Raw genomic sequence first — 21,103 nt, 5'->3', positions numbered from 1 at the left:
TCAACGCGGGTTTCTGGTCGCCGGAGCCCCCGACCGCCTACCGGCGCCGCCGACGAAGTTCAGGCGGTGTTCGACGGGTCGGGCGATCAGCCAAGGGCGTCCCGTCGCGCTGTTCCCCACTCCCACATGCTGCGCACCACTGGTTCCAGCGCCTGGCCCTGACTGGTCAGAATGTAGCGGACGCGGGGAGGCCAGCCGGGGGTACGGTGACGCTCGATGACGCCCGCACTGGTCAGCTGGGCCAGCCGGTCCGAGAGGACCTTGTCCGAGAGGGTGGGCAGGGCGGCGGACAGTTCGGAGTATGTGGCGTGACCGCGGCGTAGGAACTCGCGGACCACGAGCGGCGTCCACCGGCCACCTAGCGCGGCGAGAGTGATGTCAACTGGGCATCGCGGTTCGTGACCCGGCGGAACGAGGGCGATGTCAGGACAGTCCGCCAGCGGGCCGGCCTGATCACCCGCCGATGCGTGTCCAACGGTTTGGTGAGTCACGAAGGCCCCTCCTAACGTCCGGCAAGAACACCCCGCCAGCTTGCCTCCAGGGGGCCTTGTGCGAATCCACCACCTCAACTGCGGTTCTCTCCGGAAAATTCCATCGCTCGGCGAAGAACCTCCGGCCGGCGTCGTGAACCGCGAACGGGCCGTGGTCTGCCATTGTCTGCTCATCGAGACCGACTCGGACGGGCTGATCCTGGTCGACACCGGCCTCGGCACCGCCGACCTGCAGCACCCCGACCGGTCGCTGGGTGCGGACTGGGTCGCCTACGCCCAGCCCGAGCTGAACCCCGAGGAGAGCGCGCTGCGCCAGGTCGTCCGCCTCGGGTACGCGCCCCAGGACGTGCGACACATCGTGCTCACCCACCTGCATCGCGACCACACGGGAGGACTGCCGGACTTTCCTCACGCACAGGTACATGTCCACCCCGACGAGTACCGGGCCGTCACCGACCCCACGGCAGCGCACCACCGGCACAGCCTCGACCGCTTCATGCCGGCACACCGGGCGCACAACCCGCTGCTCACACCCGCGCCCATGGCGGATCGCGCAACGTGGTTCGGCTTCCCCGGCGTGACGCGGCCGCAGGGGCCGGCATGCGAGCTGCTGCTGGTTCCGCTGCCTGGCCACTCGGCGGGACACTCGGGTGTCGCCGTGCACGACGGCCACGGACGGTGGCTGCTGCATGCGGGTGACGCGTACATGTACCACGGCGAGCTCGAGCACACGCCGCCTTTCTCGCATCCCGCCCTTGAGCCGGTCCAGCAGGGAGCACAGACCGACGTCGCGGCTCGCGACGCGACCCGCGACCGACTGCGCTCCCTCCGCCGCGACCACGAGGATGAGATCACCGTCTTCAGCGCACACGACCCATGGGAGCTGGCCCGCTTCACCGCCTCCGAGGGCTAGGAATATCGGGCCAGTCCTGATTCCACTGAGCTGCTTGAGGGCGTCGCCGTAGGCCAATCCGGGGCATCCGAGTGGGAACTCCGCGATCCGGGCCGTCGGCGGGACCCGACGTTCCTCGCTCGTCATCCCCGGCACCCCTCCAGCCCGACGGACGACCGTCTGCGGCCCGAGCAGTTCGAGTTTCAACTGCTCGGCCGACAACTCGTGCTTCCCCAAGGGAACCGACGTGCTGCCCTGCAGTCGTCGCCCCAATACCGCCCGGGGCAATTGCGTCCACCCCACGACCACCGAAACGGCCGGACAGCACCGCGTCTTCGGACCTGACGGCCGCGCAGTCCCGCAACGGGCGACGCCGCTTACTCCCGCGCTTGTCGTTCACACGACACGACACCTCGACGTACGGGGCAGTGCTTACCACCCCTGTCGATATGGAACGACGGGTGATGCCGCTCCGTCCACCAAGGTGAACTGTTGCCGGGCCGCAGCCGCCGCACCGATGAGCCCGGCGTCCCGTGCCAGAGCGGCGGGACGCACCTTGAGATCACGTACGAAGTCGAGGACCGCGAACGCGCGCAGATGGCGGCGCAGGGGCGTGAACAGCGTGTCGCCCGCCTGTGCGACACCGCCTCCGACGACCGCGACCTCGATCTCCAGCAGCGCCGCGCTGCCCGCGATCGCGGCGGCCAGTGCCCGGGCCGAACGGTCGTACGCAGCCAGGGCGCGCTCGTCGCCCTCGCGTGCGGACGCGGCGACCGCGGCGGCCGAGGGCTGCGAACCCGGCCCCGGCGACCAGCCCGTCCGCACGGCGTAACGGGTGATGGCGGTCCCGCTGGCGTACCCCTCGACGCATCCCCGTGCCCCGCAGGCGCAGGGCGGTCCGTCGATGCCGACGGAGATGTGGCCTATGTGCCCGGCGTTGCCCGAAGGGCCGGGATGCAGTCGGCCGCCCAGGACGTATCCGCCCCCGACACCGGTCGAGACGACCATGCACAGGGCGTTGTCCACGCCCCGAGCGGCCCCCAGCCAGTGTTCGGCGGCGGCCATGGCCACGGCGTCTCCGAGCAGGACCGGTTCGAGGCCGGCGAGGAGCCGCGGATGGGCGCGCACGCTCTCGACGAGGGGAAAGTCCCGCCAGGCGGGAATGTTCACGGGGCTGACCGTGCCGGCCGCCGTGTCGACGGGGCCCGCGCTGGCGATGCCCACGCCACGCACGGTGCCCCAGGCCGGGGCGGCCGACAGGGTGTCGATCACGGCGTCGACGGTCCGCGCCATGCGCTGGGCGGATTCCCGCGCGGGTGTGGGCAGTTCGGCACGGTGGACGACGGACCCCCCTTCGTCCACCAGCGCTCCCGCGATCTTGGTCCCTCCGATGTCCAGGGCGGCGTACACGGATGCGGTCCTTTCTCCAGTCGATCCCCGGAAACCTCGAAGCATGCGATGGCGCGCCGAGGAAACCGGTGGTGCGACAACGTTGTCAGTGCAGAGGAGTGAGCGAATCCCGGGCGATCGCGCCATGCTCGTCCGGGAGTCGGCCCACGGCGGCCACGAACAGCGTTCCTTCGCCCTCGACCAGGACTTCCTCCTCCGAGGCGGGAAGGAAGCAGGAGGCACCGAGGCCGAGGCGCAGCGGCTCGGTGTGCCCGGCCCTCGTACTCAGTCGGGCCGATCCGTCCGTACAGAAGGCGATACGGGGTCCGGACGTGGGTACGAGGGGACCGCCGGAGCCGTCGAGTTCGGTCCTGTAGAGCGCGAACTCCGCCACCGGGCAGTCGTACAGCCAGGTGGGCCCCGGCCCCGGGACGCTCCTCGGCACGACCGCCGGCACGCGCACCGCCGGGTTGGTGATCCGCAGCAGCTCCGTCACGTTCACCTCCTTGGCCGTCAGTCCCGCGCGCAGCACGTTGTCCGAGTTGGCGAGCAGCTCCAGGCCGACCCCGTGCACGTAGGCGTGCAGTCCGCCCGCCGGCATGAACAGGGCGGTGCCCGGCTCCAGAACCCGGTGGTCCAGCAACAGGGAAGCCACCAGGCCGAGGTCTTCGGGGTGATGCCGTGACATGCGCTCCACCGCCGCGTACGCGGCCGCACGAGGGTGCGCGGACCGCGCGAGGCGGCGGCTCGACGCCACGACGGCGGACACCAGCGGCGCGCGGTCGTCCCGCGCCCGTTCGAGCAGGGCGCGCAGGGCCTCGGAGAGGGCTTGCTCACCGGTGCCGGCTCGCAGCAGTCCGATCACTGGGCGAAGGCCGTCGACCCCGAGGTCCTCCAGGATGTGTGCGGCGTCCTCGCGGTCGCGGAATCCGGCCAGGACCTCGAAGCGGCTGAGCGCGCAGAGCAGTTCGGGCTTGGGCCAGTCGTCCGCGTAGGGGCCGTGGCCGCCGCGGGCCTGCTGGGCGGCGAAGGCCGAGCGGGCCTGGTCCCGGTCCGGGTGCACCTGGATGGACAGCGGCTGCTCGGCGGCCAGCACCTTCAGCAGGAACGGCAGTCTGCCCCCGAACCGCCGGGCGCAGGCCCGCCCCAACTCCCCGTCCGGATCGCCGGCCACGGCGTCCAGGAGCGTCATGGCCCGTCCGTCGCGGGTCAGCCCCGAGGGGCCGGACGGATGCGCGCCCATCCACAACTCCGCCTCCGGCCCGGCCGACGGGGTTCCCCTCCCCAGCAGCCGGGCCAGTGCGTCGCGTGAACCCCATGCGTACGGCTTGATGATCGGTTGAAGTAGATCCACGGTCGTACGTTAACCGGGACCGAGCGGATTCCGTGAGCTGGCCGACCCCTGTTATTGAACCGGTATAGTAAGTGGAGCCTCTCGTTCGGGGGATGACTGACATGTACCGCTTAACCGTGGAGGAACGTAGAGGCGCCTACTTCGGCTGTCAACCAGTCGTGCGAGGTGTCTACGTCCTGGCAGCTGCCTGCTCGTATGCGTCTCTCGATGCCGGAACGGCTTGTTTAGCGGTTTAGTCATTCTGGGTGGTGTCGGCTCGCCGAGGCAAATATTGAACCGTCTATTGACATGGATGGAACATCCGGTGCCTCATGGTGTGGCGCTGGGCGATCGGCGGCCCCTTTCGGCCGTCTCGACGGCCCGTCACACCGCTTCTCCGGTGCCTGCTCCGTAATTCCCGATGCCTGTGAGCCTGTGTCGGGCAACGTCTTCCGCTGTCCGACATCGTTGTCACCCGCATGCGTCGGCAAGGCGCGTCCAGCGCACCCGTTCAGGTGCCGTCACCCGTCCCACTCATCCGAGGAGACACATGCGAAAGCCAAGAAGCACGCTCACCACGACGGCGGGGATGGCGTTCGCCGCTGTCCTCGGGCTGCTGCTCTCACTCGCCGGGCCGTCCACCGGCAAGGCGGAGGCGGCGGAAGGCGGTATCCACGTCAGCGGCGGACGCGTCGTCGAGGGCAACGGCACCGCGTTCGTCATGCGCGGGATCAACCATGCCTACACCTGGTACCCCGAGCAGACCAGCTCCATCGCCGACATCGCGGCCAAGGGCGCCAACACCGTCCGCGTCGTGCTCGGCAGCGGCGGCCGCTGGACGAAGACGAGCGCGTCCCAGGTCTCCACGCTCATCGGGCAATGCAAGGCCAACAAGGTCATCTGCGTTCTCGAGGTGCACGACACCACCGGGTACGGCGAGGACGGCGCCGCGACCAGCCTGGACCAGGCGGCCGACTACTGGATCAGCGTGAAGAGCGCGCTTGAGGGTCAGGAGGACTACGTCGTCGTCAACATCGGCAACGAGCCCTTCGGCAACACCAACTACACCGCGTGGACCGACGCCACCAAGGCGGCCATCGCCAAGCTCCGCGGCGCCGGCATCGGCCACGCCCTGATGGTCGACGCGCCCAACTGGGGCCAGGACTGGTCCGGCACTATGCGGTCCAACGCTGCCTCGGTCTTCGCCTCCGACCCCGACCGCAACACCATCTTCTCCATCCACATGTACGGGGTCTACGACACCGCCGCCGAGGTGCAGGACTACCTGAACGCCTTCGTCGGCAACGGACTGCCCATCGTCGTCGGTGAGTTCGGCGACCAGCACAGCGACGGCAACCCCGACGAGGACGCCATCATGGCGACCGCCCAGTCCCTCGGCGTCGGCTACATCGGCTGGTCCTGGAGCGGCAACGGCAGCGGGGTCGAGTACCTCGACATGGTCAACGGCTTCGACCCGAACTCGCTGACCAGCTGGGGCGACCGGTTCTTCAACGGCAGCAACGGGATCGCCGCCACGTCCGAGACGGCCACCGTGTACGGCGGCGGTGACGACGGCGGCGGTGACGACGGCAGCACGGGCGGTACCGCTCCCAACGGATACCCGTACTGCGTGAACGGCAGTGCCTCCGACCCGGACGGCGACGGGTGGGGCTGGGAGAACGGCCGCTCGTGCGTGGTCCCCGGCGGGCTCGCGCCCAACGGCTACTCGTACTGTGCCAACGGCAGCGCCTCGGACCCCGACGGCGACGGGTGGGGCTGGGAGAACAACCGGTCCTGTGTCGTCCGGGGCAGCGCAGCGGACGGCTGACCGGGCCGACGGCGACGCCCCGCCCACGGCTTCCGGGGCGGGGCGCTCGCTCGGTCGTGCCGGCGCGTCAGGCGTTGGTCGTGTACGTGAGGAAGCGGGTCCAAGCCGCCGGGGAGACGGCGAGCTGGTCTCCCTGCCGTACCTTGGAGTCACGGACGTGCACCGTGCCGGGGCAGGAGGCCACCTCGACGCAGTCGCCCTGACTGCCGCTGCTGTAGCTGGACTTCTGCCACGTCATCGCCACTTCGACGCAGCTGTCGCCCTCGGAGCCGCTGTAACTGCTCTTGAACCAGGCCAGGTCGGACGTGTTCATAGCGCTCCTCGCATTCGCTTCAACAGGCCCACGGAGTCCTCGGGGGTCAGGGCCTGTGAACGCATCTTGGCATAGCGCTGGTGGAGTCGGCTGATCTCCTTGCGATCGGTGATCAGCCGCCCGTTCTCCTGCCCCTCCGAGTAGCCGAACCACTGGTGGTCCGGCGTCTCCGCCAACTGCATCGGACCGTCCAGCCCCGCGTGCACCGGCTGTCGCAGCGGCATCAGTTGCAGCTCCACGTTCCAGTGCCGCTCGACCATGCTCAGCAGGTGGTCGTACAGCTCGCGCGTCACCTCCTCGCCGCCGGTGCCGCGCTCCAGGACCGCCTGCTCGACGATGAAGCTGAACGCCGTCGGAGGTGTCCGGCTCGTCGACAGCAGCTCGTGCCGGGCCATGCGGGCCGTGATCCGGTCGTTCATCTCCTTCTCGGCGGGCAGCGGCGGCACGCTGAACGAGACCGCCCGCGCATACCCCTCCGTCTGCAACAGCCCCGGCACCACCCGGCATTCGTACGTGTACAGACTCACCGCCTCCGCCTCGAACCGCGCCCACTGCCGGAACCAGCTCGCAAGCCCCGGTTGCCGCGACAGATGACGTGCCGCACCCCGCAGCGCGCCGAAGGCGTCGAGGGTCTGCTCCGCGCGCTCCACGAAGTCGACCGGTGGGAACCTCCGCCCCTGCTCGATGGACGCCACCGTCGGCACCGAGTACCGCACCTGCGGCGCGAACTCCTCCTGGGTCAGCCCCGCCCGTTTGCGGAACGCCTTGACGACCTCGCCGAACGCCTTGAGGCTGTCCGAGGCCTCCGGCTCACCCGCCCCGCCCGTACCGTCCGTCATCCGGGACACCTCCCACCCGTCACGCCCACTCAACGGGCCCATGCTCACGGACGGTTACTCCTACTGTCCACCGTCCGCACCCGTACGCTCACCCTGCGTACCGGTCGCCGATCTGGTGGGGAGGCGTCGTCGCAGGTGGGATGGGCGGCATGAGACCAGCCTCCGGCCCCCGACAACATCACTCGCGGGCGATGACTTCGCGCGGGGATGAGAGTCTCCTCCACGACCACCACCCTCGCACGCCGACGACAGGAGACCCTCCCGCATGACTGATCCGGAGCTGACCGCGGAACGCGGCCACGGGAGTGGCATCTGGGCGTCGATCCGTACGGAGCGGGCGGCGCTGGCCGCCGATCTCGCGGAGCTGACCGAGGCGCAGTGGGCGACGCCGTCGCTGTGCGCCGGTCTGACGGTGCGCGAGGTGCTGGCGCATCTCACGGCGGGTGCGAGCCTCGACACCGTCCGCTGGCTGGCCGGGGTGATCCGCTGCCGGTTCGACTTCGACAAGCAGGTGGCCGTGAGGCTGGCGGAGCAGCTCGGCGCGGATCCGGCCGAGACCCTCGCGCGGTTCCGGCACATCGTCCCGAGCACGACCGAGCCGCCGCTGCCCGCCATCGCCATGCTGGGCGAGACGCTCGTCCACGGAGAGGACATACGGCGTCCGCTGGGCATCCGTCACGCCTACCCGATCGACGTCGTCACACGGGTGGCCGAGTACTACCAGGGCTCGGACATGGTGGTGGTCGCCAAGAAGCGCCTCGCGGGGTTGCGACTCGCCGCGGACGACGGCACGTTCGCGACCGGCTCCGGGCCCGTGGTGTCCGGCCCCACCCTGGCCCTGGTGATGGCCATGACCGGACGGGCGACGTACTGCGACGAACTGGAAGGCGACGGGGTGGAACTCCTCCGCGGTCGCTGCCCGCACGACGACGAGCACGGCTCCCGCGGATGAACGGCGGGAAGATGGAGAGGGCTCGGCTTCGCCGAGAACGCTGGGGTCGCCGGTCGTGAGGTCAGGGGTTGGGCGCAGGTGACGGCACCAGGCTCAGCGCTGCCTCGCTGAAGGCGCGAGCGCGGGCTGTCGCACCGTCGGTGGTCCATATCAGGCCCCAGTTCACCGGCGCGGCGTCCTCGAAGGGGACGTAGACGACGTCGGGGCGGACGGAGTAGCGCCTTGTGTGGGCGCCGACGGCGAAGACCCCTTCCCCGGCGCCCACGAGCGTCAGCGTCTCGTTGAACGTCGCGGCCGACGGACCGAGTGCGATCGGTCTCCCGGCGGGGGTCCGGCGCGGCGCCCGGTCCTGGCGCAGGGACTCCGGCAGCGTTTCGGGTAGCTGCAGCACGGTCACCCGGGCCAGGTCTTCCACGGAGACGGTGGCACGGCGGGCGAACGGGTGACCTGCCGGCACGGCGAGCATGCGTGCCTCCCGCACCAGGACCGGCCCCATGACGATGCCCTCTTCGTGCATCGGATGGCAGGTCAGCACGAGGTCCACCTCACCGCTGCGCAGCCACGGCAGGACTTGCGGCAGGTGCGCCTCTTTGATCTGGACCTCGCAGTCGGGGTGCCCGGTGCGGAACGCCTGCGTGGCCCCGGCCAACAGCTGGCCCGCCGCGGGCCCGGTGAAGGCGACCCGCAGCAGCCCGGTCAGTCCCCGCCCGGCGTCGACGGCCCGCTCGTACGCGTCCGTGATCCGGGACCAGGCGGGGCGTATGTCTTCATACAGCTGCCGTCCCGTCCGGGACAGCTCCACCCGGCGGCTGGTGCGGTTGAACAACGGGACGCCGATGCGGCGTTCCAGTTTGGCGACGGTCTGGCTGACCCGGGCAGTGGAGACGTGCAGGCGCTCGGCGGTGCGGCCGAAGTGCAGCTCCTCGGCGAGCGTCAGGAACGCCTCCAGCTCGTGCCGCTCCAGCATCCCGCGCCCTCCCATCGTTAATCGAGGCTCAACGGCCGTTGCGTAGACGCGCATTGATGCCCCATCCGGACCGCAGCAGGATCGGAGGCATCGAAAGGCCACCTCGCCCGCACAGGAGAACATCATGTACGTCACTCACGACCGAGCCCTGACCGCCCCCGCGCACGACGCCGCCGCGACCGTCGCGGAACTCAGGGACCGGGCGGAGATCACCGACGCGCTCCACCGCTTCGGCCTGGGCCAGGACCTGAAGGACAAGGAGCTGTTCGCCTCGGCCTTCGCCGCCGACGCCGAGCTGGACTTCCGCCCGGCCGCCTCCAAATGGGGGGCCGAGCCACCGCTGATGTCCGGGCGCGACACCATCGTCACCACCATTCTGGCCATGTTCACCGGCCGGGTGGACACCACGCACCAGATCACCAACACGCGGATCACCATCGACGGCGACACCGCCCGGCTCACCGCCCTGGTGGAAGCCCAGCACCTGCTCATCGCCGACCCCGCCACACACGCGCTGCTGAAGAACCCCTACGACGTCGACCTGGTCCGCGACGGCGACCGCTGGGTCATCCGCCGGCTTCGCATCGACAACTCCTGGTTCACCGGCGAACCCGCGGTGATCTTCGGTTGACACCCGCCCGACCACACCAGGGCCTCCTGACCCGGAGACCTCATGGCCCTCTCTACTCCCCGCACAACTCCCCATACACCCGGACTGGGAAGGACACGACATGAAGATCACAGAGGCCGGCGGACGGCCGGTGCTGACCCGTCACGCCGAGGCCGAGACCTGTGCCGACCCCAGCAGTGTGATGACACTGCTGGCCGACTCCGACAGCACCGCCGGCGGCTTCACCAGCTACCGGTCCACGTTCGCCAAGGGAGCCGTGGGGGCACCCGCCCACTTCCACACCAAGGCGACGGAGCTGTTCTTCGTGATCAGCGGGTCCCTCCAGGTACTGGTGGGCGAGGAGGTCACCGTCCTGGAGGCGGGCGACTTCCTGGCCGTGCCGCCCCACACCCCGCACGCCTTCGCCGCAGCGCCGGGCTGTGAGGCGGACGTGTTGTTCGTGTTCACGCCGGGCATGGGCCGCTTCGACTACCTGCGCCTGCTCGGCCGGGTGATGCGTGGCGAGGCCGACGCCAAGGAGATCGCCGCCTCCGCGGAGCGGTTCGACAACCACTACGTCGACAGCCCCGTCTGGCGGGCCGCCCTGGACGTCTCGGCGTGACCGACCCCCGTCCCGGGAGCCGAGCCCGACGGTGACGCCCCCTCGTATCTGCTGCGACAGGCTCAGGGAGTCGTGGCGCGGACTCCTCCTGAGCCAGCCCCACCCGTACCGTCCGCACCCGTACGCTCACCGTGCGTACCGGTCGCCGATCTGGTGGGGAGGCGTCGTCGCAGGTGGGATGGGCGGCATGAGACCAGCTTCCACCCCCCGACTCCCGGTCACCGCGCGTGTGTTCGTCCAGCGGTTCAGCTCCACCCCGCGCGGTGCGCGGCTCGCCCGGCACCTCGCCCTGTACCGGCTGGACGCGTGGGGCGTCCCGTACGGCTCGGCGGTGTCCGACACGGCCGCGCTGCTCGTCGCGGAGCTGGCGGCGAACGCCGTGACCCACGGGCGGGTGCCTGGGCGCGACATCGAGGTGCTGCTGCGGCTCGACGCGTACACGCTGCGGATCGACGTGTCGGACAGTCGCGGGGAGCGTCGGCCGTGCGGACCGGAGAGTACGGCCGCGCCGGAGGCCGAGCACGGCCGGGGGCTGCTGCTCGTGGACGCGCTCGCCGACCGGTGGGGTGTGTTCGACCGGTCGCCCGTCGGCAAGACGGTCCGCGCGGAACTGGACCTGCCGGCCCGGGCGTCCGGCCGGACGGTGGCGACCGGTCTCACGGGTGGCCCAGTGCCACCGGCAGGTCGGAGCGGCCGTTGACGCCCAGGGCGCGGTAGGTGTGCGTCAGGTGGAGTTCCACCGTGCGGACACCGACGGACAGTTCCCGGGAGATGGCCGTGTTCGACCACCCCTCCGCCGCCAGCAGGGCGACCCGCAGCTGGGCCGGGCTCAGCCGGGACCGGTTCGAGTGCCGTGGTGCGGCGAGGCGGGCGGCGACCTCCGCCGTGAGCGGGAAGGCACGGTCCCGCCCGACCGCCTCGTCGAGCAGGCGACGCGCCTCCTGCGGCAGTCCGGTGTCGAACGGGCCGGAGGCCAGGGCCGCCACCGCACGGGCGTACAGGCGCCGGGGCGGCATGTCGGCCAGCAGACGGAGCGCGGTCCGTATGTGGACGAGTGCCGCACGGCCGGACAGGGCGAGCCCCGCCCACAGGTGCACCGCCCCGACCGTACCCGGCGCACCCCAGGACCGGGCGGCCGTGAGGCTCTCGGCGACCAGGTGTGCGGCGGTGTCCGGGGCCGCGCAGGCCACCTCCGCGACGGCCAGGTGCGAAGCCCAGGGAAGGACGGCCGGGTTGACGCAGCCCAGCGCCCGTGCCATCCGGCCGCACTCGCGCAGGTAGGCCCTCGCCTCGGACGGACGGCCGGTGCGCAGGCACAGGAAGCCCCGCGCGAACAACAACTGTGCGGAGCCCAGACCGTGCTCGTCGCGGCCGGGCGGGCAGCCCGAGCGGGCCAGGACCGATTCCGCCAGGTCCGTCCTTCCGGTCTCCACGGCGACGAGCACCTCCACCGCGGTCAGCCGGGACAGCGTCCGCGGATGCCAGTCCCGCCGGGGCACCTCGCCGGTGGCCTCCGCCAGCCACTGACCGGCCCGCTCGGGCTCGCCGGTGCGCAGGGCGAGTTCGGCGAGGTCCAGCAGAGCGTGCCCGGCCACGGGAGGCATCCCGCGCCGCCGGGCCTCGGCCGCGATCCGCAGCGACTCGGCGCGGGCCGGTGCCACGTCCTCGGTGGCGGCCAGCACACGCGAGGCGACCAGCCGGGGGGTGAGCAGCCCGCCCCTGCCCGCCCGGATCACCACGGCTCCGGCCAGTCGCCGGGCCTCGCCGATCCGCCGGCCGGCCAGACAGTGCCGCCACGCCCCGGCCGCGGCGCGGGGCGCGTCGAAGCCCGGTGCCTCCCCGACCTCCGACGGGCCCGGGGACGGGAGGTCCGGTACGCGGGCCGACCCCGTCGGACTGGCCTCCACCGCCAGCACGTGCAGGCCGCGCAGCGTCCGCCGTTCCACTCCCGTCCTCGCGCGGGCGGCCGCCGCGCCGAGCGCCGCGGTCGTGTCGTCCCCGCCGTGCATCGCCAGCACGTCGGCGGCGAACGGCACCGCCCCGGAGGGGTCCGGGCCCCCGGCCTCCAGCAGGATCCGACGGAACGCGCGCTCGGCCGCCGCGGGCCGCCGCGCCCACTGCGCCTTCGCCAGTTCCAGCAGCGTCTCCGTACGCGGGCGGGCCGCGGCGTGGTCGAGTGCGCGGTCCAGGAGGACGACCGCCGCGTCGTGGTCGCCGGACCGTCGCGCGGCCGCCCCCGCCGCGTGGAGCGCGTCGGCCACCCAGGGTTCGTCCAGCGAGATCCGGGAGACCAGCAGCCCGAGCACCTCCGGTGCGAAGCCCTCCTGGCGCGCCAGCCGCACGGCACGCTCGTGGAGCACCCGGCGCCGGTCGGCGTCCAGCAGGCCGAGCAGCCGTTCCGCCACCAGCGGGTCGTACACCCGGGGACGGACGAGTGGGCCGAGCAGGCCGGCGACCGCCGGTTCGGTGCGGGCGCGTTCGCCTTCCGGCGGGGTGAGCCCGGCCAGTTCGCAGACCTGGCGGAACGAGAAGTGGCCCGCGGCCACCGCGCTCGCCGTGACGAACGCGGACGCCTGTGCGGAGGACCGTGCCAGGACCGTCCGCAGATGGTGCCGTCCCACCTGGTCGGCGAGCGCGGCGAAGGCGGCCGCGTCGGGCGGTGTGCCCGGCCACCGCCGGAGCGCGGCGCACAGGACCGCCGGGTTGCCGCCGGTCGCCGCGGTCGCGGCCGTACGCAGGCCGCCGGCCGCGTCCCGGCCGTACGCCCGGACGAGCAGCGCGCCCACGCCGTCGTCGGTCAGCGGTCCCAGGGACAGTTCGTACCGGCGGCCCCGCTGGGCGTCGAGCGGTAGCGGCAGCGCGACGTCGCACCCCCCGGTGAGCGCCCGGAGCACGGGCCCCGGCCGGGAGGAGGCTCCGGGGGAGGACCAGGCCGCCTCCGCCCCGGCAGCGGCGGACGCGTCGTCGGTGAACAGCGCCCACGGTCCGGTGTCCGGGGCGGCCTGCGAGGGCTCCGTCACGACGTGCAGGCCGGATCGCCGGGCGAGTTCGGCGCCCGCCGACAGCAGGGCGCTGCGACCCGTACCCGGGCGCCCGCGGACCACCACGGTCGTGGTCCCGCCGTCCACGGCCCGGCGCACGGCCCGCTCCCACACGGCCAGTTCGTCGGACCGCTCCACGAGGTCGGATGCGGATTCGGTCGAACAAGGGGTGACGGCAGCCGTGTTCACGAGACGCCGCCGGGCGCCCGGGCGGAAGCGGGCTGCGACCGGTGGGCCGCGAACCATTTCGTCAGGCCCGCGCGACCCGTGACACCGAGCTTGCGGTAGACGTTCGTCAGGTGGTACTCGACCGTGCGGGCGGTCAGGCACAGGCTGTCCGCGATCGCCCGGTTCGACTTCCCGGCGGCCGCCAGCTCCGCCACCGGGCGTTCGGCCTGGCTGAGCGCGGCCGGGGCGTGCCGGTCCGCCGCCGAGCGGAGCGCCCGCCGGGCCTCGTCCGCGACGGTGACCAGGCCGCACCGTGCCGCGGTCGCCAGGGCGGCGCGCAGCCGGGGTTGCGCGCCCCGGTCCGACCGCCGCAGCAACTCCTTGCCGAGGTGGAGTTCGGCCAGGGCGTGGGCATGCCGGTCGGAGCTCTGGGCGAGAACGCGCGCGCTCTCGGTGAACAGCTCCACGCGGTCGCGGGGACCGGCCGCCATGCCCCGGGCCAGCAGGCCCAGGCCCATGCTGCGTGGCGTCAGCCAGCGCTCGGCCAGCTCCTGTCCGTGCTCCGCCCGTCGTGCGGCGTCGCCCGGCCGGTCCAGCAGCATGAGCAACTCGGTGCTGTGCAGCCACCAGAGGGTGAGCACGGGGTTGCGCACCCCGGCCGCGTCGAGACTCGCCCCGCACCGCTCCAGCAGACGCAGGGCCTGTTCGGGCCGGCCGCGGCCGCGTTCGAACAGGGCCAGAGCCGTCAGGTGGTGGTGGTGTTCCCAGACGCAGTCGTCGAGGCGCCGGCCGTCGATCCTGCGCAGCGCCTCCTGCGCCCGGTCGAGGTCGCCCCGGGCAACCAGTGCGCGGACGAGGGCGATCGTGGCCAGCGGGCCTCCCCCCGTCGTGCCCTCCGCCTCGGCGAGACGGGACGCGGCCGCCGCGGCCTCGGCGGCTTCGGCCGCCCGGCCCGCTTCGACCAGTACCTGGGCACGCACCGAGGCGGCGTGCGACTCCGCCCACAACTCCTCGCGTTCGGCGCTGTCCGCGACGATCCGCTGCAAGTGGTCGAGTGCGGTCGCGGTGTCGTCGGCCAGGGTGAGGACCCGCGCCGCGGCGACCACCGCCCAGGCCGTGTGCGGACGTCCGGACCAGATGACGCGGCGGGCGTCGGCGACCGCCGCCTCCCGTGCCTCGTGCCCGTCGGCGGTCAGCGCGGTGCGCAGGGCGCGTGCGGCGAGCAGCAGGTGCTCGGTCGGGCGGGTCAGATCCCGGGCGGTGGCCGAAAGGGGCGTAGCGGGGACGGGCGTCGAGGACGAGGGGCCCGCCGCGGCGGCGGTGGTGCCCGTGCCCCGCGCGCCCGGCCCGGCCGGTGGTACGTCCGGTCCTCCGGCGGCCGTCCGCCGCAGCAGGGTGCCGAGCGCGGCGGGGCCGTCGGGGGATTCGTGCAGCATGAGGGCGACGAGCCGGAGCAGGCCGGCCGCGTGTTCCCGGACCGGCCGGTCCACCGTGCCCGAGGGCGCGTCCGCGAGGTGGGCGAGGTGACCGCGGGCCGCCGACGGATCGATGTCGACCAGTGCCTCGGCCAGATCCAGGCGGACGGAGGCGTCCTCGGTGTCGGCGGCGTGGAGCCGCGTGAGGTACGCGACAGCGGCGGCCGGACGGTGGTGCCGGGAAGCCGCCGCCGCCTCCCTGAGGACGGTACGCATCCAGGGACGGTCCAGCCTGCTCTGCTCCAGCAGCAGGTCGGCGACCTGTTCCACGGGTGCGGCCGCGTCGTTGAGGATCTCCGCGGCCTGGGCGTACCACCGCTGCCGTTCGCTCTCCGAGAGGGTGTCCCACAGAAGGCGGGTCCCGTGGGCGGGCAGGGGGCCGGGGAGGAGGCCGCGTGTCCCGGCCTCCTCCAGGAGGCGGTCGGCCGTCTGGGACGGGAGGCCGGCCAGGGCGCCGACGAGGTCGGGCTCGGTGCTGTGGAGCGCCGCCGCGGCCCGCGCGACGGCGAGCAGCCGGGGCTCGCGGCGGGCCAGTTCGGCCACGTCCTCGGAGGCCGGCGCGGTCGTACCGGCCGGCCGCGGGCTGCCCGGGTCGACGACCGTGCAGTAGTCCCGTGTCGCCAGTTCGTGGAAGGCCGCCGCCGCGGGGGTGGGCACTCCGCGCGGAAGGTGCAGCAGTACGGTCAGCGTCTCGTGGTGGGAGGAGCGCATCAACTCGTCGATGAAACGGAGCGTGCCCTCGTCGCACCACTGCGCGTCGTCGATGGCGAGGACCAGCGGCCCCCGCGCCAGCAGACCGCAGACCACCGTGTGCGGCGCGTACCGTGCGCCGTGGCCGGCGGGCGGCGCTCCGAGCAGGCGTCGCAGCACCGCGTGCTCCGTGCCGGCCGCTTCGGGCAGGCAGCCCACCCGCCGCACATTCGCCTCCCGTCCGTACGCGGTGCTGACGTGGTGGGTGACGGTGGCCATCGAGGAGTGGCCGGGCGGATCGAGCACCACCACACAGCGCGCGCCGCGGTGTTGGCCCCGGACCGGGCAGGCCGACGGCCCGTGCGGCGCGGTCGGCCCCGCGAAAGCCCCGGTCCGGGAAGAGCGGAACACTGGTAACGAGGGATACGGATGCGCCGGGTTCGATCGTCTCGACCACATAATCCTTACGATATGACAGCGATGTGCGTTGTTGTTGGCGCTCCCGTGCCCATGTGTCCAGACGGCTCGCCGGGGCCGACCGGGTGGCGCCCCACGACCGACCGGCTCGGCCGGTGAACGGAGGCTCCGTGCGGCTCCTGGAGCGGGAACAGGGCCTCGACACGGTCCGGCGTGCGCTGGACGGCATGGGGGCGGACGGGACGGTGCTCACGGCGGTCACCGGGACTCCGGGTACGGGGCGGTCGGCCTTCCTCGACGCGGTCGCCGCCCACGCCGAACAGGCCGGCTGCGTCGTACGCCGGGCCCGAGGCAGCCGGCTGGCCCGCGGACTGTCCCTCGGCGACCCGGCCGCACCCCTTCCCGATCCCACCGTCCGTCCGCTCGTGCTGCTCGTCGACGACCTGCAGTGGGCGGGGGAGCACGCCCTGTCCGCGCTGTCCGCGCTGCTCGACGACCCGGGACAGGGCCGGCTGTTCCTGGTGGCCGCCGTGTGCGAGGGCGAGTTCGCCACCGAGACGTCCGGGGTGCAGGACGTCCTGCACCGTGCCGACCACGTGGTCCGCACGGGACCGCTCGGCCCGGAGGGCGTGGGAGCGCTGCTCGGCGGGCACGGTCATGTGCTCTCCGACGGCCAGGTCCGCGCCTGGCACCGCGCCACCGAGGGCAACCCGGCCCTCGTCGCTTCCCTGCTGGAGCGGCTGGACCACGCGGAACGCCCCGCCCGCGCACGCCTGCTCGACCTCGCCCGCGCCCGGCCCGCGCCGTGGCGGCTGCGTTCCCGCGTGGCCGCGGCCCTGACCGGGCACCCGGACTCCGTGGGCCGCCTCGCCGCCTGCGCCGCACTCCTCGGCGGCCGGGCACAGACCCACGTGCTCGCCCGCCTGGCGGAGCTGGACCCGGGAGAGGCGGACCGGGCGGCCGGAGCCCTGGCCTCGCTCGGCTGGGCCGCCGACCGCTGGACACCGCCCGTACTGTGGGACTGCGTCCGGGAGGCCGCGGAGGAGGGCGTCGGGCTCACCGACCGGGTCCGACTGCACCGCCGGGCGGCCGAGTTGCTGTACGTCGCGGGGGAACCGGCCGAGCGCGTGGTCCGCCACGTCATGGAGGTCGGCCCCGGCGACTGGACCGGTGCCGCGGGACTGCTGCGGGACACCGCCTGCGAGTTGTGGCGTCTCGGCGACGACGCGCTCGCCGTCCGGGGCCTGCGCCGCGCCCTGCGCGAGTTCCCGCCCGACAGTCCGCGGCGCGGCGACCTGCTGACCGCCCTCGCCGACGTGGAACGCGAGGCCGACACCTCCGCGATGCTGCGGCACGTGGGCCAGGCCCTGCCCCTGCTGGGCACGGTGGAGGAGCGCGCCGCGGTCGTCTCCTGCGTACCGCTCACCCTGTTCCTCTCCGCCCCGCACGCCGTCCCCGAGCTGCTGGAACCGGCCGGTGCCGGGCACGAGCGGCGGATACCGGCCGCGGCCGGCACGGGCGTGGGGGCCGGGGAGCAGGCGCCGGCCGCGGCCGGCAAGGGAGCCGGTACCGCCGCCGCGACGGCCCCCGGCACGCCGCGGGCACGGCATCTCGGGCCGCGGCTGGAAGCCCGGGTACGGCTGGCGGGCCCGGGAGACCCGGCGGCCCACGACGACGCCGCCGAACGGCTGCGGAGCCTCGCCCCGGACCCGGACGCCGGGCCCGACGAAGCGGCCCTGCGGGAACTCACGGCGGTCCTGGTCTTCGCGGGAACGCACAGCGGACGGCTCCGGTCCGACGAGGTCGCCCGGCGCACCCGGTGGCTGCTGGAGCACGAACCGGCCTCGGCGGTCTCCCGGTACGCCGCCTGTGCGCTGACGATCGCCTGCGCGGCCGTCGCGGAGACCGGCGAACCGGCCGACTGCTGGCTGGACATGGCACTCGAAACGGCGCGAGGGCGCGGCGACCGGCGGCTGCGCACGGCGGTGCTGAGCTGGCGCGCGCTCACCGCCCTGCATGCGGGCCGGTCCGCCGACGCACGGGCGGACGCGCGCAGGGCCTGCGCGGCCTCCCGCGACCCGGGCCAGGACCCGTCGGTGGACGCCCTGGAGGACCACGACTGGCTGTCGGTGCTCGGCCTGACCTCCGTGGCAGTCGAGACGGGTGACGCCTGGCTGGCGGAACGGCTGCGCGACCGGCTGGTCCAGGGGCCGGGCGCCGGGCAGCCGGTGTGCCGGCTCGCCCTGCGGGTGCTGCGCATTCCCCTGACCCCGGAACGCGAACTGCCCGTCGTGCTGGCCGACCTGCAGGACGCGGTACGTCGCGCGGAGGCCGCGGGCTGGTGCAACCCGGTCCTGTTCCCGGTCGACCTGTGGTGCGTGCCCCTGCTGCTCCGCCTCGGCGACCCGGAGGCCGCGCTCCGCCTCCTGGCCGACGCCTGCGACCGGGCGCGGCGCTTCGGCGCCCCGGGCGCGCTCGGCCGGATCCTGCGCATGTGGGGCACCGTGGTGCGCGGCCGCTACGCCCTGTCCCTGCTCTCCGAGTCCGTCGCCGTACTCAGGACGAGCCGCAACCAGCTGGAACTGGGGCGGTCGTTGACGGCGTACGGCAACCGGATGCGGGCGGCCGGGCGGCCGGGAGCCGACGAGGTCCTCGCGGAGGCGGACCGGATCGCGGAGGCGACGGGCGAGGCGGTGCTGGGGCGCTGGACCGAGGTGCGGCAGCCGCTGCCGCCCGGCGCACCGGTGGCCTGCGGGAATCTGAGCGACACCGAGTGGCGGGTCGCCTCGCTGGTAGCTCTCGGTCACACCAACCAGGACGCCGCCGACGCGCTCGGAGTCACCCGCCGCGCGGTGGAGAAGATCCTCACGAGGCTGTACCAGCGGCTCGAAGTGGACGGCAGGTCCGGGCTGGTCCCGGCGGTGCGCCGCATGGCGGGCAGGGCGGCCTTCGGCACGGGTGTGCTCGCCGACCGACTGTGACCGGTGGCCGGCGGGACCGGACGGGTGCACCGAACGGGCTACTCGCGGGTAAACCGGCTCCCGCCGCGGCCTTCCCGGAAAATGTGGGCCGAAATGCCGGAAAAGCATGGTGGGACGGCGGGTGTCGATTGCTCCCACGGGCCGTTTCCCGCCCTTTGCCGGTGCCCGGTGACGGTCTCTCCGAACCCGTGCGGAGGCGACCACAGTCTTTCGTCGGGGGCCCCTGGTCCGATTGCACGCCGACGTCCCTGCTCCGTAGCCTGGCTCGCAGCCAGTGAACGCTCGGAAGAGGGGAGGAGGGCTTGTATGGCCCACGCGAAGACCGGCACAGTGGAGGGGCCCTTTCGTGTGACGGAGGCGTGTGCTACGCTCCGCGGCGAAAGTCCGGGCCCCGTCGAAACACTTCAGGAAATAGACGCTTCCCGGTGCGACGCGGAAATAGGAACTGAGAAGTACCGCGACGCCTTCCAGTCCTTTTTCGAGCATTCCGGAATCGCCCTCGCCGTCCTCGACGCGAATCTGCGGGTGCGTGTCGTCAACAATCCCCTGATGCCCCGGTGCACCCAGCGGCCGGACGAACTGCGCGGACGTGAACTCGTCGAGTTCCTGCACCCGAGCGTGCGTCAGCACACGCTGCGTCAGTTCGGGCGGCTCGTGCAGGGCCACCGTTCCCGTCTCGTCGGGCACTCCCTCGTCCTGTCCGTCCACGGGACCGTGGTGTCCGGCAGGATCACGGCGTTCCCGGTGACCGGTGACGCCGGCCGGGTCGAGATGATCGTCGTCCAGTTCATGCCCGAGACGACGACCGACGAACGCGCGGCGCGGGACGGCTCCCGGTGGAAGCTGGCCCCCCTCAGCGCGAAGGTCCTCGAGGGCGTCGCGGCGGGTGACCCGACGGTGCGCCTGGCCGCCAAGCTGTTCCTGAGCCGGCAGGGCATCGAGTACCACGTCGGCATGCTGCTGCGGCAGTTCGACGTGCCCAACCGGACGGCGCTGGCGGCGAAGGCGTACTCGATGGGGCTGTTCAGCCTCGGCGCCTGGCCGCCGAGGGTGCTCCCCGACTGCATCCGCTCGGACCAGCAGACGGCGGAGGCCGGATGCGGCGGGGGCACCCGCCCCCGGTCGCAGCGCCAGACCTCGGGACGCTGAGCACACCAGGACGCCGGACAACGCCCACACCGAGCACGCCAGAACGAGGATGATGTGAAACTACTGGTCGTTGAGCCCAACGAACGGGTGTCGGTGGCCCTCGGCGCGGCTCTCGAGGAGCAGGGACTGGAGGCGGTGTCCGCGTCCACCGGCGCGGCCGCCCTGAGCCTGCTGGACCGGACCCGGCCGGACGCGGTCCTGCTCGACCTCGCCCTCACCGACTGCGACAGCTTCTGGCTGTGCGGCGCGATACGCGCCACCGGCTCGGTCCCGATCCTCGTGACCAGCGCGCGGGACGATCACCAGTCGTGCGTGCGGGCGCTCGACCTGGGAGCCGACGACTACCTCGTCAAGCCCTACAACCTGGCCGAACTCCTCGCCCGCACCCGTGCCGTCGTACGCCGCAACGGGCCGGCCGGTCCCTCCGTCAGCGAGGGCGCCTCCCGGCCCGACCCCACCGCGGACACCGCCGAGGAGACCCTCGAGGACACCGCCGAGGAGCCACTGCCGGACCTGTTGCTGGCCGGGCGGGTCAGGGTCGACCTGCGCGAACGGGCCGTTCTGGTCGACGGAGCCCCGACCGAACTGCCCGACGAGGAGTTCGACATCCTCGCCGCACTGGCCCGGCGGCCGGGCGAGGCGCTGAGCGCCGACCGGATCGTCGAGGAGATCGTGCGGGCCCAGCGGGTGTCCCTGCGGGCCACGGTGCCGGCCCGGCTCGCCGCCCTGAGGGACCGGCTCGCGCCCGCCCGCCTCGTGGACTCCCCCGAGGACGGGCTCTACTCGATACGCCAGGCCCAGCCCTTCGCCTGACGCCGTGCGGATCGCGCTCCTTCCACCGCTGTCGCGCGCGCCGCGAGGCCGTGCGGGCGGGGCAAGCCGGGGCCCGCAGGTCTGGGAATTCTTTCAGTGATCGGGGCCGGACCCGGCGCGTTGCCGCCCGCGC

General features: G+C 73.0%; 17 protein-coding genes. 9 read left to right on the top strand and 8 right to left on the bottom strand.

Annotated elements, in window-relative coordinates; genetic code table 11:
• Nucleotides 1–86: 86 nt before the first annotated feature.
• Entirely contained in the window at nt 87–665 is a 579-nt protein-coding gene (locus tag ACIQFU_RS34770; protein WP_127893265.1) for a helix-turn-helix domain-containing protein, read from the bottom strand.
• Here ACIQFU_RS34770 and ACIQFU_RS34765 point away from each other — a divergent pair.
• Entirely contained in the window at nt 625–1,404 is a 780-nt protein-coding gene (locus ACIQFU_RS34765) for an MBL fold metallo-hydrolase (protein WP_240673554.1), read from the top strand. The two genes, ACIQFU_RS34770 and ACIQFU_RS34765, sit on opposite strands and share 41 nt — an antisense overlap.
• Nucleotides 1,405–1,815: 411 nt before the next feature.
• Here the strand turns inward: ACIQFU_RS34765 and ACIQFU_RS34760 are convergent, their stop codons facing one another.
• Together ACIQFU_RS34760 and manA are read right to left on the bottom strand one after the other, a co-directional pair.
• A complete protein-coding gene (locus ACIQFU_RS34760; protein WP_127893263.1) occupies nt 1,816–2,838 on the bottom strand; it encodes an ROK family protein in 1,023 nt (340 codons plus the stop codon).
• A 40-nt stretch (nt 2,839–2,878) separates the two neighbouring features.
• Nucleotides 2,879–4,126: a mannose-6-phosphate isomerase, class I gene (gene manA, locus ACIQFU_RS34755; RefSeq protein ID WP_402557008.1), complete on the bottom strand. Its 1,248-nt coding sequence runs from the start codon at nt 4,124–4,126 to the stop codon at nt 2,879–2,881.
• A gap of 529 nt (nt 4,127–4,655) precedes the next feature.
• On the opposite strand from manA, the gene ACIQFU_RS34750 reads away from it, so the two are divergent.
• A complete protein-coding gene (locus tag ACIQFU_RS34750) occupies nt 4,656–5,933 on the top strand; it encodes a cellulase family glycosylhydrolase (protein WP_127893261.1) in 1,278 nt (425 codons plus the stop codon).
• Nucleotides 5,934–6,000: 67 nt separating this feature from the next.
• On the opposite strand, the gene ACIQFU_RS34745 is transcribed toward ACIQFU_RS34750, so the two are convergent.
• Nucleotides 6,001–6,246: a DUF397 domain-containing protein gene (locus ACIQFU_RS34745; RefSeq protein WP_402557007.1), complete on the bottom strand. Its 246-nt coding sequence runs from the start codon at nt 6,244–6,246 to the stop codon at nt 6,001–6,003.
• On the bottom strand, nt 6,243–7,085 hold the full coding sequence (locus ACIQFU_RS34740) for a helix-turn-helix transcriptional regulator (RefSeq protein ID WP_054099773.1): 843 nt from the start codon (nt 7,083–7,085) through the stop codon (nt 6,243–6,245). Before ACIQFU_RS34740 ends, ACIQFU_RS34745 begins: the two co-directional genes overlap by 4 nt.
• A 265-nt stretch (nt 7,086–7,350) precedes the next feature.
• On the opposite strand from ACIQFU_RS34740, the gene ACIQFU_RS34735 reads away from it, so the two are divergent.
• Nucleotides 7,351–8,037 (top strand): maleylpyruvate isomerase family mycothiol-dependent enzyme, encoded by a 687-nt coding sequence (locus ACIQFU_RS34735; protein ID WP_264334030.1) that lies wholly within the window; start codon nt 7,351–7,353, stop codon nt 8,035–8,037.
• A 61-nt stretch (nt 8,038–8,098) separates the two neighbouring features.
• On the opposite strand, the gene ACIQFU_RS34730 is transcribed toward ACIQFU_RS34735, so the two are convergent.
• Nucleotides 8,099–9,004, bottom strand: a complete 906-nt coding sequence (locus ACIQFU_RS34730; RefSeq protein ID WP_264334031.1) for a LysR family transcriptional regulator — start codon at nt 9,002–9,004, stop codon at nt 8,099–8,101.
• A gap of 124 nt (nt 9,005–9,128) precedes the next feature.
• Between ACIQFU_RS34730 and ACIQFU_RS34725 the strand changes: the two genes are divergently transcribed.
• The 3 genes from ACIQFU_RS34725 to ACIQFU_RS34715 all read left to right on the top strand — a co-directional run bounded on the left by ACIQFU_RS34725 (nt 9,129) and on the right by ACIQFU_RS34715 (nt 10,936).
• Entirely contained in the window at nt 9,129–9,635 is a 507-nt protein-coding gene (locus ACIQFU_RS34725; protein ID WP_264334032.1) for a nuclear transport factor 2 family protein, read from the top strand.
• A 100-nt stretch (nt 9,636–9,735) separates the two neighbouring features.
• Nucleotides 9,736–10,236 carry a cupin domain-containing protein gene (locus tag ACIQFU_RS34720; protein ID WP_054099671.1) on the top strand — a complete coding sequence of 167 codons (501 nt, stop codon included), beginning with the start codon at nt 9,736–9,738 and terminating at the stop codon, nt 10,234–10,236.
• Nucleotides 10,237–10,423: 187 nt separating this feature from the next.
• A complete protein-coding gene (locus tag ACIQFU_RS34715) occupies nt 10,424–10,936 on the top strand; it encodes an ATP-binding protein (RefSeq protein ID WP_127896415.1) in 513 nt (170 codons plus the stop codon).
• Here the strand turns inward: ACIQFU_RS34715 and ACIQFU_RS34710 are convergent.
• Both ACIQFU_RS34710 and ACIQFU_RS34705 read right to left on the bottom strand, forming a co-directional pair.
• Entirely contained in the window at nt 10,893–13,415 is a 2,523-nt protein-coding gene (locus ACIQFU_RS34710; protein ID WP_402557003.1) for a LuxR C-terminal-related transcriptional regulator, read from the bottom strand. The two genes, ACIQFU_RS34715 and ACIQFU_RS34710, sit on opposite strands and share 44 nt — an antisense overlap.
• Nucleotides 13,416–13,462: 47 nt before the next feature.
• Nucleotides 13,463–15,916, bottom strand: coding sequence for a LuxR C-terminal-related transcriptional regulator (locus ACIQFU_RS34705; RefSeq protein ID WP_356819432.1), 2,454 nt, complete (start codon nt 15,914–15,916; stop codon nt 13,463–13,465).
• Between the two features lie 281 nt (nt 15,917–16,197).
• Here ACIQFU_RS34705 and ACIQFU_RS34700 point away from each other — a divergent pair, with 281 nt between their 5' ends.
• The 3 genes from ACIQFU_RS34700 to ACIQFU_RS34690 all read left to right on the top strand — a co-directional run bounded on the left by ACIQFU_RS34700 (nt 16,198) and on the right by ACIQFU_RS34690 (nt 20,970).
• Nucleotides 16,198–19,008 carry a LuxR C-terminal-related transcriptional regulator gene (locus ACIQFU_RS34700; protein ID WP_402557001.1) on the top strand — a complete coding sequence of 937 codons (2,811 nt, stop codon included), beginning with the start codon at nt 16,198–16,200 and terminating at the stop codon, nt 19,006–19,008.
• Between the two features lie 81 nt (nt 19,009–19,089).
• On the top strand, nt 19,090–20,157 hold the full coding sequence (locus ACIQFU_RS34695; RefSeq protein WP_306768868.1) for a PAS domain-containing protein: 1,068 nt from the start codon (nt 19,090–19,092) through the stop codon (nt 20,155–20,157).
• A gap of 54 nt (nt 20,158–20,211) precedes the next feature.
• Entirely contained in the window at nt 20,212–20,970 is a 759-nt protein-coding gene (locus tag ACIQFU_RS34690; RefSeq protein ID WP_127895498.1) for a response regulator transcription factor, read from the top strand.
• Nucleotides 20,971–21,103: the final 133 nt, after the last annotated feature.

This window comes from Streptomyces sp. NPDC093065 (genome assembly GCF_044754585.1).
Taxonomy (GTDB): Bacteria; Actinomycetota; Actinomycetes; order Streptomycetales; family Streptomycetaceae; genus Streptomyces.
The sequence above is the reverse complement of the archived record's forward strand: the minus strand, read 5'-3'. Positions and strand labels throughout refer to the sequence as shown.